This is a genomic window from Stenotrophomonas mori (assembly GCF_023556335.1).
Lineage (GTDB): Bacteria > Pseudomonadota > Gammaproteobacteria > Xanthomonadales > Xanthomonadaceae > Stenotrophomonas > Stenotrophomonas mori.
This window is the reverse complement of sequence record NZ_JAIKTS010000006.1, coordinates 1-11,905: the sequence shown is the minus strand read 5'-3', so window position 1 is coordinate 11,905 and position 11,905 is coordinate 1. Positions and strand designations below refer to the sequence as shown.

14 protein-coding genes are annotated in these 11,905 nt (G+C 71.2%); 9 read left to right on the top strand and 5 right to left on the bottom strand.

The window, feature by feature from the left end:
* Genes K5L01_RS14040 through K5L01_RS14020 form a run of 5 tightly spaced genes read right to left on the bottom strand, consistent with a single transcriptional unit; the run spans window position 1 to window position 4,317 of the window.
* The gene (locus K5L01_RS14040) at window positions 1–639 is read right to left on the bottom strand and encodes a hemin-degrading factor (RefSeq protein WP_250065233.1); all 639 of its coding nucleotides are present in this window, start codon (window positions 637–639) and stop codon (window positions 1–3) included.
* Window positions 640–684: 45 nt separating this feature from the next.
* Window positions 685–1,368: a class II aldolase/adducin family protein gene (locus K5L01_RS14035; protein ID WP_250065232.1), complete on the bottom strand. Its 684-nt coding sequence runs from the start codon at window positions 1,366–1,368 to the stop codon at window positions 685–687.
* Complete coding sequence (locus K5L01_RS14030; RefSeq protein WP_250065231.1) at window positions 1,365–2,222, bottom strand: VOC family protein; 858 nt, start codon at window positions 2,220–2,222, stop codon at window positions 1,365–1,367. The genes K5L01_RS14035 and K5L01_RS14030 overlap by 4 nt, the downstream gene beginning before the upstream one ends.
* Window positions 2,219–3,121, bottom strand: coding sequence for a VOC family protein (locus K5L01_RS14025; RefSeq protein WP_250065230.1), 903 nt, complete (start codon window positions 3,119–3,121; stop codon window positions 2,219–2,221). The genes K5L01_RS14030 and K5L01_RS14025 overlap by 4 nt, the downstream gene beginning before the upstream one ends.
* A 41-nt stretch (window positions 3,122–3,162) precedes the next feature.
* On the bottom strand, window positions 3,163–4,317 hold the full coding sequence (locus tag K5L01_RS14020; RefSeq protein ID WP_250065229.1) for an amidohydrolase: 1,155 nt from the start codon (window positions 4,315–4,317) through the stop codon (window positions 3,163–3,165).
* Window positions 4,318–4,557: 240 nt separating this feature from the next.
* Here K5L01_RS14020 and K5L01_RS14015 point away from each other — a divergent pair, with 240 nt between their 5' ends.
* The 9 genes from K5L01_RS14015 to K5L01_RS13975 form a co-directional block, all read left to right on the top strand.
* A complete protein-coding gene (locus K5L01_RS14015; protein WP_250065228.1) occupies window positions 4,558–6,045 on the top strand; it encodes a 2-hydroxymuconic semialdehyde dehydrogenase in 1,488 nt (495 codons plus the stop codon).
* On the top strand, window positions 6,026–6,841 hold the full coding sequence (locus tag K5L01_RS14010; RefSeq protein ID WP_250065227.1) for a 2-keto-4-pentenoate hydratase: 816 nt from the start codon (window positions 6,026–6,028) through the stop codon (window positions 6,839–6,841). The genes K5L01_RS14015 and K5L01_RS14010 overlap by 20 nt, the downstream gene beginning before the upstream one ends.
* Before the next feature lie 4 nt (window positions 6,842–6,845).
* Window positions 6,846–7,799 carry an acetaldehyde dehydrogenase (acetylating) gene (locus K5L01_RS14005; protein WP_250065226.1) on the top strand — a complete coding sequence of 318 codons (954 nt, stop codon included), beginning with the start codon at window positions 6,846–6,848 and terminating at the stop codon, window positions 7,797–7,799.
* Complete coding sequence (gene dmpG, locus K5L01_RS14000) at window positions 7,796–8,827, top strand: 4-hydroxy-2-oxovalerate aldolase (protein ID WP_250065225.1); 1,032 nt, start codon at window positions 7,796–7,798, stop codon at window positions 8,825–8,827. Before K5L01_RS14005 ends, dmpG begins: the two co-directional genes overlap by 4 nt.
* Window positions 8,824–9,591, top strand: a complete 768-nt coding sequence (locus K5L01_RS13995; protein WP_250065224.1) for a 2-keto-4-pentenoate hydratase — start codon at window positions 8,824–8,826, stop codon at window positions 9,589–9,591. Before dmpG ends, K5L01_RS13995 begins: the two co-directional genes overlap by 4 nt.
* Before the next feature lie 3 nt (window positions 9,592–9,594).
* Window positions 9,595–9,792, top strand: coding sequence for a tautomerase family protein (locus K5L01_RS13990; protein WP_250065223.1), 198 nt, complete (start codon window positions 9,595–9,597; stop codon window positions 9,790–9,792).
* A gap of 129 nt (window positions 9,793–9,921) precedes the next feature.
* Complete coding sequence (locus K5L01_RS13985; protein WP_250065341.1) at window positions 9,922–11,190, top strand: DUF3100 domain-containing protein; 1,269 nt, start codon at window positions 9,922–9,924, stop codon at window positions 11,188–11,190.
* A gap of 20 nt (window positions 11,191–11,210) precedes the next feature.
* The gene (locus K5L01_RS13980; RefSeq protein WP_250065222.1) at window positions 11,211–11,774 is read left to right on the top strand and encodes a cytochrome b; all 564 of its coding nucleotides are present in this window, start codon (window positions 11,211–11,213) and stop codon (window positions 11,772–11,774) included.
* Between the two features lie 11 nt (window positions 11,775–11,785).
* Window positions 11,786–11,905 (top strand): serine dehydratase beta chain (locus tag K5L01_RS13975; RefSeq protein WP_250065340.1); only part of this gene is annotated, 120 nt, incomplete at its 3' end.

Here is an 11,905-nt window from a genome sequence, read left to right as displayed (position 1 = left end):
TCAGCCCGCGGCGCAGAGCCGCGGCTGGGTGCGCAGCAGCTCGCGGGTGCGTTCGAAGCCGGCTACCGCCTTGGGATCGAAGTCCTTGACGCCCTCGGACACGTACAGGCCGACGATCAGCGCGCCTTCCCTGTCGTAGAAACCGAGGATGCGGGTGAACTTGTCCGGATCGGTGGTCGGGATCTGCAGCGCCCAGATCTGGTCCACTTCCTGCGGGGTGATGTGGCCATGCACCCCGGCGCCGCCATCGGCGTACATGTCGTACCAGATCGGCGTGGTGGTCGACTGGGTCTGCGGCACCTTGCTGGGGAAGTTCCAGACATGCATGCCGCCGGAGGTGAACACGATGCCGACGCGGGTGTCCGCACCCCAGGCATCGACCGACTTCCAGACTTCGTCGAAGAACAGCCGGTTGGAGCGCACGCCGTAGGCCTGGGCCGGCTCCAGCGCGCTGACCACGCGCGTCTCTTCCATGCGGAACAGGCGCGCCACGGCCGGCGGCGGTGCGCCGGGGCGGGTCTGGGCGTAGTAGTTGCGGATCACCTTGGCATCGTCGGTGGTGGCGCAGGTATCGGCGGCCGCGGCATGGCCGGCCAGGCCGAGTGCCGCCAGCAGCGACACGTTCAGCAGGGTTTTCATCGGTCTTTCTTCCGTCTTCGGGTGGCAATGAAGGCGGGCGGCCGCTCAGTCCAGCTCGGCGTCGCCCGCGGTGAGGTACTCCCACATGCGTTCGAGCAGGCGGCCGTTCCAGGTGGCACGGACCGCGGACTGCTCGTCGCTCAGGCAGGTCGGCAGGGTGTGCGGCGCGGCGGCCAGGCAGTCCAGCTCGACCCGGGCCGCGTCTTCCAGGTACCAGGCCAGCACCACGGCGGCCTGCAGCGACTGCCCGGCGGTGACCGCGCCGTTGCCGCGCATGACGATGGCGCGGGCGTCGCCGAGCTGTTCGGCCAGGCGCTGGGCCTGGGCATCGGAGCGCAGCAGCAGCGGGTCGTCCCACAGCGGCGGCTGCGGGTGGAAATAGGCGCCGAACCCGTGCCGCGCCAACGGCGTGCGGCCGAGCACGCTCAGGCTCATCAGCTTCGGCGGCTGGACCCGTGCCACGCCGCCGACGTCCGGACGGCGGCGGTAGATCTCGCGGTGGATCCGCACCTCCGGCAGCACGCCTTCGGGCAGCTCGCCTTCCAGCGGCACCACCGTGCAGGGCTCGCCCGGTGCGACCAGGCCCAGCGGCCGCGAGGGCGCGACCAGGAACGTGTCGGCGTCGATGCGGGCGCTGCAGTGGCCATAGGCATGCACCAGCCCGGCACGGCCGAGCGCACGCGCGGCCGCGCGCACGGTGCGCGCCAGGGCGTCCGGCGGCGTACTCACTTGCGGAACTCCCGGATCTGCGGTTCCGAACCCCACATGCAGAAGCCCGGCGGCGCGAACTCGAACTGCCGTTCGCGGTAGAGCAGTTCGTCGGCGATGCTGCTCACCCCCGAGGAATACTCGTAGACCATGCCGTCGGGCCCTTCGAAATACAGGAAGCGCGCGCCCGAGGTGGGATGGCGGCCGGGGCCAAACACCACCGGGATGTTGTGCGCGCGCAGGTGGTGCAAGGAACGCTGCACGTCGTCCGAGCTGGCCACCTGGTGGTTGATGTGCTGGATGCCGGTGCGGTTGGTCGGGAACAGCGCGATCTTGTGGTGGACCTCGTCGATGCGCAGCAACGGCGCGTCGCCGATGCGGTCGCTGACCCGGGCGTTGCAGACCGAGGTCCAGAACGCCTCGTCGCGCGCGGCGTCGGTGGTGCACAGGCCAATGTGGCTGAAGCCGGTGATGCCGGCGTCGCGCGTGCCGTGGTAGCGGCGCGAGGACATCTGCGGCCGCCACACCAGTTCGATGCGGTTGCCGGTGGGGTCGCGGAAGGCGATGAAGTCGCGCACCTTGCGCTGCTCGGCCTCGCTGGCGGTACCGCGGTGCACCGGGTGCCCCAGGCGCTCCAGCTCGGCGCCGGCGGCATCCAGCTCGGCGCGGCTGTCGACCTCGAAGGCGACCACCTGGTCGGCGGGATCGCCCTCGAAGTAGCACAGCGTGTGCTCGCGCTGGTCGGACTTGAAGTAGGCCGCGCCGTGGCCGCGCTCGCCCACTTCCAGGCCGAGGATGGTGGTCGCGTAGCGGGTCGCACCTTCCAGGTCGCGGGTGCCCAGGCGCACGTAGCTGACATCGCGCAGGTGGATCATGCGCTGGTCACTCCGCGCAGCGCCGGGCGCGCCGGCACGGCGTCGGCCAGCAGTTCGGCGATGCCGCAGTCGCTGCCCCAGGCGCAGTGCGAGTCGGCGCGCATGGCGAACTGCCGCGGACGCCGCGGTGCCGCCGCATCGATGCGCTCGCCGTCGGTGACGAAGCTGTAGTACACCGCGTCGGGGCCGGCGAAGGTCAGGAACGCCTGGCCCGATGCCGGGCGCCGGCCCGGGCCGTGCACCACGGCCTGCGGCAGCTCGCGCAGGCGGTGGTACTGCTGCATCACCTGGTCCAGCCCCTGGACCTCGAACTCCACCGCCAGCACGCCGGCGGTGGCCGCCGGGAACAGCGCCAGGCGGTGGTGCGCCGCATCCAGGCCGAGATAGGCGGCGTCGCCGATCCAGTCGCGCACCTGCAGCCCGAACAGCTCCACCAGCAGCGCCTCGTCGGCGGCCACGTCGGTGCTGCGCAGTGCCAGCGCGGCCAGCCCGGCCATGCCGCAGTCACGGGCGGCGAAGAAGCGCCAGCCCTGGTCCTGCGGCCGCACCACCAGTTCCAGGCACAGGCCGCCGGGCGTGGTGAAGGCCGCCAGCGCACGCACGTTGCGGCGCGCCGCGAGGGCGGCATCGTGCTGTACCGCGATGCCGCGCGCCTGCAGCGCCTGCACCGTCGCCTGCAGTGCCGCGTCGTCGCGCAGCTCCAGGCCGACGGCATGCCGCCGCGGCGCCGCGTTCGAGTAGACCAGGCTGTACTGGCGGTGGTCGGAGCGGAACGCCTGCTCGCCGTTGCCGGCGGGCAGCGGCTGCAGCCCGAGTTCGGCGCCGGCGAAGTGCGCGGCGGCTTCCAGGTCGCGGGTTCCAAGGACGACGTAACGCAGTTGCTCGATGACGGTCGACATGACGCGGTACCTCAGTGGGGCGGTGGGGGCGCTGGCCGGATTCAGCCCAGGCGCAGGCGCACGATCCGGTCGAACACCGCGGCCGCCACCGGCAGCAGCTGGTCGTCGAAACGGAAGGTCGGGTGGTGGCACATGGCGCTGTCCATGCCCAGGAACAGGTAGGCACCGGGCCACTGCTCGAGCATGTAGGAGAAGTCGTCGGAGAACGGGTAGGCGCGCATGTCGGTCTTGACGTTCTCCGCGCCCAGCACGTCGCCCATCGCCTGCGCGGCCAGCGCGGCCTGTTCCGGCGCGTTGACGCACGGCGGGCAGGAGTGCGGGATCTGCAGGTCGATGCTGCAGCCGTACATCTGCGCGTAGCCTTCGCACAGCGCGCGCAGGCGCTTGAGCAGCTCCTCGTGCACTTCCTTGGACAGCGAGCGGATGGTGCCGCTGAGCGAGGCGTTGGCCGGAATGATGTTGTGGGTGGTGCCGGCCTGCAGGCTGCCGACGTTGATCAGCGCCGCTTCCATCGGATCGATGTGGCGGCCGACGATGGCGCTGATCTCCACCGCCAGGCGCGCGGCGACCTGCAGCGGATCGGTGGCGCGGTGCGGTGCGGCGGCATGTCCGCCGACGCCCTCGATCGCGACCTCGAACACCGCCAGCGACTGCAGCGTGGCGCCGGTGCGCACGCTGGCCTGGCCGCCGGGCAGCGCCGGCATGTTGTGGAAGGCGTAGACCTCGTCGCACGGCCAGCGCTCGAACAGGCCGTCCTCGACCATCTTGATGGCGCCGCGGCCGCCCTCTTCGGCCGGCTGGAAGATCAGCACCACGCGGCCGCTGGCCGGCGGGTTGGCCACCAGGTGCTCGGCGGTACCGAGCAGCGCGGCGGTATGGCCGTCGTGGCCGCAGGTATGGGCCACGCCCGGGCGCTGCGAGCGGTACGGCAGTTCGTTGTGCTCGTCCATGGGCAGCGCGTCCATGTCCGCGCGCAGGCCGATGGACATGCCCGGCTTGCCGGAATCCACCACCGCGACCACGCCGGTGCCGCCAAGGCCGGTGTGCACCTCCAGGCCGAGGCCGCGCAGTACTTCGGCCACCAGCGCCGAGGTGCGCTCTTCCTCGAAGCCGAGTTCGGGCCAGGCATGGATGCGCTGGCGCCAGTCGGTCATGCGCGGCGCAAGAGCAAGGACGGAAGCGGGAACGGCGGCCATCAGGGGACATCTCCGGGAAACAGGGGCGTGGGACGGATCAGATCAGAGTCGCGCCTCGCTTGTCAAATTTAATTTCGATATTTTGCAGACATCCCGGATTTTGTCTGGCATGATCGCCGCTCGAAGCACAGCCCAACAAACATTGATGTTTGGCTGAGATACGACAGGCATCCGGCCCCCCGAGCACCACGAGGAAACGGAATAAATTTCGTAATTTATGGATTCGACCACGGAAAACGCATGAACATCACTGCAGCGCAAGCGCCCGCCCCCTCCGTCATCACGCACTACATCGCAGGCCGCCCGGTCACCTCCAGCCGGCCTCCGTTCGCCAACATCGACCCCGCCACCGGCGAGGTCGCAGGCCACGTCCACGAGGCCGACGAAGGCATCGTCGACCAGGCGGTGCGCGCCGCACGCGAAGCGCTGCGCGGCCCCTGGGGCCGGCTCACCGACGGCGAGCGCGCGACGATCCTGCGCCGGCTGGCCGACGGCATCCGCGCCCGCTTCGATGAGTTCCTGGCCGCGGAGATGCGCGACACCGGCAAGCCCTACAGCCTGGCCAGCCACCTGGACATCCCGCGCGGCGCGGCCAACTTCGACGTGTTCGCCGACCAGCTGGCCAACGGCGCCACGGAGGCTTTCCGGTCGCCCACGCCCGACGGCGGTACCGCGCTGAACTACGGCCTGCGCACGCCGCGCGGCGTGATCGCGGTGATCTGCCCGTGGAACCTGCCGCTGCTGCTGATGACCTGGAAGGTCGCCCCGGCGCTGGCGTTCGGCAACACCGTGATAGTCAAGCCGTCGGAAGAGACCCCGCGCACCACCACCCTGCTGGCCGAGGTCATGAACGACGCCGGCGTGCCGCCGGGCGTGTTCAACGTGGTGCACGGCTTCGGCCCGGACAGCGCCGGCCAGTACCTGACCGAGCACCCGGACGTGGACGCCATCACCTTCACCGGCGAGACCCGCACCGGCACCGCGATCATGAAGGCCGCGGCCGCCGGCATACGCCCGGTCTCCTTCGAACTGGGCGGCAAGAACGCGGCGCTGGTGTTCGCCGACTGCGACCTGGACGCGGCGATCGCCGGCGTCACCCGCTCGGCCTTCCTCAACAGCGGCCAGGTCTGCCTGGGCACCGAACGCATCTACGTCGAGCGGCCGATCTTCGACACCTTCGTCGCGCGCCTGAAGGAGGCCGCCGAAGCCCTGCGTCCGGGCGATCCGAATGCGGAGGACACCACCTTCGGCCCGCTGATCAGCCAGGCCCACCGCGACAAGGTGCTCTCCTACTACGCCCGCGCGCGCAACGAGGGCGCGACCATCGTCACCGGCGGCGGCGTGCCGTCGCTGCCGGCGCCACTGTCCGGCGGCTGGTGGGTGGAGCCGACCATCTGGACCGGCCTGGCGGCCGATTCGGCGGTGCTGACCGAGGAGATCTTCGGGCCGTGCTGTCACATCGCCCCGTTCGACCGCGAGGAAGAAGCGGTGGCCGCGGCCAACGACAGCCCGTACGGGCTGGCCACCTCGGTGTGGACCCGCGACCTGTCGCGCGCGCACCGCGTGGCCGCCGCCATCCAGGTCGGCGTGGCCTGGGTCAACTGCTGGTTCCTGCGCGACCTGCGCACCGCGTTCGGCGGTGCCAAGCAGTCGGGCATCGGCCGCGAAGGCGGCGTCCATGGGCTGGAGTTCTACACGGAGCTGCGCAATGTCTGCATCAAGCTTTGAAGCACTGGCCGGCACCGCGCCGGTACGCGAGGCCGCGCGCCTGCTGGGCGAGGCCGCCCGCAGCGGCAGCGCCTGTGACCCGGTCGCCGGGCTGCTCGAATCCGGCGGCATCGAGGCCGCCTACGCCACCCAGCACCTGCTCACCGAGCAGGCGCTGGGCGAAGGCCGGCGCCTGTCCGGGCGCAAGATCGGCCTGACCTCGGTGGCGGTGCAGCAGCAGCTGGGCGTGGACCAGCCCGACTACGGCATGCTGTTCGACGACATGGCCTACGGCGACGGCGAGGAGATCCCGCTCGGGCGGCTGATCCAGCCCAAGGTCGAAGCCGAGATCGCCTTCGTGTTCGACCGCGACCTGGATGCCGAACGGCCGACGCTGGGGCATGTGCTCAACGCCATCGGCTACGCGCTGCCGGCCATCGAGGTGGTCGACAGCCGCGTGCGCGACTGGAAGATCAGCATCCTCGACACCATCGCCGACAACGCCTCCTCCGGCGTCTACGTGCTCGGCGGGTCGCCGAAGAAGATCGAATCGCTGGACCTGCGCCTGTGCGGCATGAGCCTGGAGCAGCGCGGCGAGCCGGTCTCGCTGGGCTGCGGCGCGGCCTGCCTGGGCAACCCGCTCAACGCGGTGGTGTGGCTGGCGCGCACCGCCGCGCGCATCGGCCGGCCGCTGCGCGCCGGCGACACCGTGCTGTCCGGGGCGCTGGGGCCGATGGCCGTGGCGCGTCCGGGCGACGTCTTCGAAGCCCGCATCTCCGGCCTGGGCCGGGTCGCGGCCGCCTTCCGTGGAGAGTGAGGCCATGAGCAAGCGCACTGTCGCGGTGATCGGTTCCGGCAACATCGGCACCGACCTGATGATCAAGATCCTCCGCCATGGCCGCCACCTGCAGATGGCGGTGATGGTCGGCGTCGACCCGCAGTCCGACGGCCTGGCGCGCGCGCGCCGGCTCGGCGTGGCCACCACCCACGACGGCATCGAGGGCCTGCGCGCGATGCCCGAGTACGCCGACATCGACATCGTGTTCGACGCCACCTCGGCCAGCGCCCACGTCGGCCACGACCGGCTGCTGCAGGCCGACGGCAAGCGCGTCATCGACCTGACCCCGGCCGCGGTCGGCCCCTACGTGGTGCCGGCGGTGAACCTGGACCAGCACCTGGCCGCGGGCAACGTCAACATGGTGACCTGCGGCGGCCAGGCGACCATCCCGGTGGTGGCGGCGGTCGCCCGCGCGGCGCCGGTGCGCTATGCCGAGATCGTCGCCTCGATCGCCAGCAAGTCGGCCGGCCCGGGCACCCGCGCCAACATCGACGAGTTCACCGAGACCACCTCGCGTGCCCTGGAGACCGTCGGCGGCGCGCAGCGCGGCAAGGCCATCATCGTGCTCAATCCGGCCGAGCCGCCGCTGATCATGCGCGACACGGTCTACTGCCTCACCGAAGGCGGCGACCCGGCTGCGATCGCCGCCTCGGTCGAGGCCATGGTCGCCACCGTGGCCGGCTACGTGCCCGGCTACCGGCTCAAGCAGCAGGTGCAGTTCGAAGCCCTGGACGCCGCCGCCTGTGCGGCCATCCTCGGCCGCGCCGACGCCGCCCCGGGGCTGAAGGTCTCGGTGTTCCTCGAGGTCGAGGGCGCCGGCCACTATCTGCCGGCCTACGCCGGCAACCTGGACATCATGACCTCCGCGGCGCTGGCCGCGGCCGAGCGCATGGTCGAGGTTTCTCTGGACACCGCCACCGAGGAGGGCGTGCGATGAGCCGGCTCTACATCCAGGACGTGACCCTGCGCGATGGCATGCACGCCATCCGCCACCAGTACGGGCTCGACCATACCCGCGCCATCGCCGGCGCGCTGGACCGTGCCGGCGTGGCCGCCATCGAGGTCGCCCACGGCGACGGCCTGGCCGGGTCCAGCTTCAACTACGGCTTTGGCCGGCATTCGGACCTGGAGTGGATCGCCGCGGTGCGCGAAAGCGTGCAGCAGGCGAAGCTGACCACCCTGCTGCTGCCCGGCATCGGCACCGTGCACGACCTGCGCGAGGCGGTGTCCGCCGGCGTGCGTTCGGTGCGCGTGGCCACCCACTGCACCGAAGCCGACGTCGCCCGCCAGCACATCGAGGAGGCGCGCCGGCTGGAGATCGACGTGGCCGGGTTCCTGATGATGAGCCACATGACCTCGCCGGCCGAACTGGCCGAGCAGGCGCTGAAGATGGAGAGCTACGGCGCGTACTGCGTGTACGTCACCGACTCCGGCGGCGCGCTGACCATGGACGCCACCCGCGACCGCGTGCGTGCACTGCGCGACGCGCTGCGCCCGGACACCCAGATCGGCATCCATGCCCACCACAACCTGTCGCTGGGCGTGGCCAACTCCATCGTCGCGGTCGAGAACGGCGTCACCCGCGTGGATGCCTCGCTGGCCGGCATGGGCGCCGGCGCCGGCAACGCGCCGCTGGAGGTGTTCATCGCCGCGGTCGAGCGCATGGGCTGGGAGCACGGCTGCGACCTGTACGCGCTGATGGATGCGGCCGACGACCTGGTGCGTCCGCTGCAGGACCGCCCGGTGCGGGTGGACCGCGAGACCCTGAGCCTGGGCTACGCCGGGGTCTACTCCAGCTTCCTGCGCCATGCCGAAAAGGCGGCCGCCGACCACGGCCTGGACGTCCGTTCGATCCTGGTCGAGCTGGGACGCCGGCGCATGGTCGGTGGACAGGAAGACATGATCGTCGACGTCGCGCTGGACCTGCTGGCGCGCAACCGTACTGCCGAGGAACACACCGCATGAGCACCATCGACCTTGACGCGCTGGCCGGACGCCTGGACGACGCCGCCCGCCACGCCAACGCCACCCCGCAGCTGGAACAGGCGATCGACCTGGACCAGGCCTATGCCATCCAGCGCCTGAGCATCGGCCGCCGCCTGGCCCGCGGCGAACGCCGCATCGGCATCAAGATGGGCTTCACCAGCCGCGCCAAGATGGTGCAGATGGGCGTGTCGGACATGATCTGGGGCCGGCTGACGTCGGCGATGCAGGTCGAGGACGGCGCCGGCATCCGCATCAGCGACTACGTGCACCCGCGGGTCGAGCCGGAAGTCGCCTTCCTGGTCGGCCGCCCGCTGGCCGGCGCGGTCACCGCGCCGCAGGCGCTGGCCGCGATCGACGCGGTGGCGCCGGCACTGGAGATCATCGACTCGCGCTACGAGAACTTCCGCTTCTCGCTGACCGACGTGGTCGCCGACAACAGCTCCTCGTCCGGCTTCGTGGTCGGCCCCTGGCGCAGCCCGGCCACCGACCTGGACAACCTCGGGATGGTGCTGGACTTCGACGGCCGGCCACAGGCGTTCGGCTCCACCGCCGCGATCCTGGGCCACCCGCTGCGCTCGCTGGTGGCCGCGGCCCGCGTCGTCGCCGAAGCCGGCGAGAGCCTGCAGCCCGGCGACATCGTGCTGGCCGGCGGCGCCACCGCCGCCTGCGCGCTGCGCCCCGGCATCCATGTATCGCTGGAGGTCGAATCGCTCGGCCGCTGCGGTTTCCACGTCGAGGACTGACCCATGCCCATCCTCCATGCGCACATCCTGGCCGGCCGCAGCGCCGCGCAGAAGCAGGCGTTCGCCCGCGCGGTCACCGAGGCGGCCAGCACCCACCTGGCGGTGCCGGCCACCGCGGTGCGGGTGCTGATCCACGAGATCCCGCCCGCCGAGTGGTTCACCGCCGGCGAGCCCAAGGCGCCGCCCGCCCCGACTGCCTGAACCACGCCGGCGCCCCGTCCGGCCCCGCGATCCCGACCACGAGCGATCCCGACCATGTCCCAAGCCGCACCTCCAGCTCCATCCTCTCCGTCGCCCGCCGCTCCGCGGCGGCTCTGGCTCCTGTTGCTGGTGGTCCTGGCGGTCACGGTACTGACCGAATGGATCGGCCCGCTGTCGATCCCGTTGTGGTCGTCGAAGATCGTGATCCTGCCGATGCTGATGGCGCTGCTGGTGACCACCACGCTGGCCGCGCTGCACGGCCGCATGCCGCCGGCGCTGCGGCTGGACGTGCCGCTGCAGCGGCACGCCGGCAAGCTGCTCAACGCCGCACTGCTGCTGTTCATCGTCAAGCTCGGGCTGATGGCCGGGCATTCGATGCCGCAGCTGCAGAAGGTCGGTTGGGCGCTGGCGTTCCAGGAGCTGGGCCACGCCTTCGGCACGATGGTGCTGGCGTTGCCGCTGGCGCTGCTGCTGGGGATCAAGCGCGAGGCGGTCGGCGCGACCTTCTCGATTGGACGCGAGAACAGCCTGGTCATCATCGGCCAGAAGTACGGCATGCAGTCGGCCGAGGGCCGCGGCGTGCTTGCCGAGTACATCACCGGCACGGTGCTGGGCGCGGTGTTCATCACCCTGCTGGTGAGCGTGATCGCCCCGCTGGGCATCTTCGACCCACGCTCGCTGGCGATGGGCGCGGGCATGGGCTCGGGCAGCCTGATGGCCGCCGCGCTGGGCGTCATCACGGTCGGCATGACCCCGGAGATGATCAAGGAGCTGACCGCCATCGCGGCGGCGGCGAACCTGATCGCCGGCGTGGTCGGCTTCTACTTCGCGGTATTCATCACCCTGCCGCTGTGCAACTGGCTGTACGCGCGGCTGGAGCCGGTGCTGGGACGGACTGCGCTGGCGCGGCGCGCGCCGACGGCCGACGAACTGGACCCCGAGGCGGCGATGGCCGAGGAGGACGAGAGCCCGTCCTTCGGCGACAGCGTGCTGGCACTGCTGTTGATGGTCGCCGGCATCGTCATCAGCAACGCCATGGGCCATGGCGTGGCGCCGCAGCAGACCCTGCCCGGCGTGGCGGTGATGGTGGCGATCGTGCTGGCCGGCATCGCCCTCAAGCGGGTGTGGCGGCGCTTGCCGCTGATGCTGTTCCTGGCCGTGACGGCGACCCTGGTGACGATTCCCGGTGGCTGGCCGCTGGCCGACATGCTGGCGACCACCACCGACCATGTGCAGTTCATGAGCATCACCACCACGGTGCTGGCGCTGGCCGGCTTCTCGGTGGCGCGCAAGCTGCCGATGTTCCGGCGCCTGGGCTGGCGCATCGTCGCGGTGTCGCTGACCGCCACCGCCGGCACCTTCATCGGCGCGGCGACCATCGCCGAGTTCTTCCACTGAGCGGGGAGGCGGGAATCATCGTGGACCGTGGACCTGCCCCCACCGCCCCGCCGCGCTGGCCCGCGCCGGTGCAGCTGCTGCACTGGCTGGGGCTGGTGCTGATCGCCGCGACCGCGGTGATCGGCCTGCTGATGGTCGACATGGAACGCGGCAGCGACCTGCGCAAGCTCAGCTACAGCCTGCACAAGTCGCTGGGCATGACCGCGCTGGCGCTGGGCGTGCTGCGGCTCGCGGTCCGCCTGGTCGTACGCGCCCCGGCACCGGTTGCCGGGCCGGCCTGGCAGCGCCGCGCCGCCCATGCCACCCACGCGTTGATGTACCTCGTGCTGCTGGCCCTGCCGGTATCGGGCTGGCTGCTCAATTCGGTGGCCGGCCAGCCGCTGCCCTGGTTCGGCCTGCTGCAGCTGCCCGCGCTTGGCGGCCGCAATCCCGAGCTGCGGCAGCTGGTGGACAGCTTCCATGTGGGGCTGTTCTGGACATTGGCGGCGCTGGTCGCGCTGCATCTTGCCGCGGTGCTGCAGCACCAGCTGCTGCGCCGCGACGGCCTGCTGTGGCGGATGCTGCCGCGCCGCCGCGGGAGATAGGAAGCACACGCATGTCCGTCAGTACGTTCGACCTGTTCAAGATCGGCATCGGCCCGAGTTCCTCGCACACGGTGGGCCCGATGCGCGCGGCCGAGCGCTTCGTCCACCGCTGGCTGCTCGATCCGGGCAGG

Bases quoted from the DNA above. Each gene is read 5' to 3' on its own strand.
- K5L01_RS13995 (WP_250065224.1), top strand. From the start codon at position 8,824: ATGAGCACCATCGACCTTGACGCGCTGGCCGGACGCCTGGACGACGCC.
- K5L01_RS14010 (WP_250065227.1), top strand. From the start codon at position 6,026: ATGTCTGCATCAAGCTTTGAAGCACTGGCCGGCACCGCGCCGGTACGC.
- K5L01_RS13990 (WP_250065223.1), top strand. From the start codon at position 9,595: ATGCCCATCCTCCATGCGCACATCCTGGCCGGCCGCAGCGCCGCGCAG.
- dmpG (WP_250065225.1), top strand. From the start codon at position 7,796: ATGAGCCGGCTCTACATCCAGGACGTGACCCTGCGCGATGGCATGCAC.
- K5L01_RS14020 (WP_250065229.1), bottom strand. From the start codon at position 4,317: ATGGCCGCCGTTCCCGCTTCCGTCCTTGCTCTTGCGCCGCGCATGACC.
- K5L01_RS14040 (WP_250065233.1), bottom strand. From the start codon at position 639: ATGAAAACCCTGCTGAACGTGTCGCTGCTGGCGGCACTCGGCCTGGCC.
- K5L01_RS14030 (WP_250065231.1), bottom strand. From the start codon at position 2,222: ATGATCCACCTGCGCGATGTCAGCTACGTGCGCCTGGGCACCCGCGAC.
- K5L01_RS14005 (WP_250065226.1), top strand. From the start codon at position 6,846: ATGAGCAAGCGCACTGTCGCGGTGATCGGTTCCGGCAACATCGGCACC.
- K5L01_RS14015 (WP_250065228.1), top strand. From the start codon at position 4,558: ATGAACATCACTGCAGCGCAAGCGCCCGCCCCCTCCGTCATCACGCAC.
- K5L01_RS14025 (WP_250065230.1), bottom strand. From the start codon at position 3,121: ATGTCGACCGTCATCGAGCAACTGCGTTACGTCGTCCTTGGAACCCGC.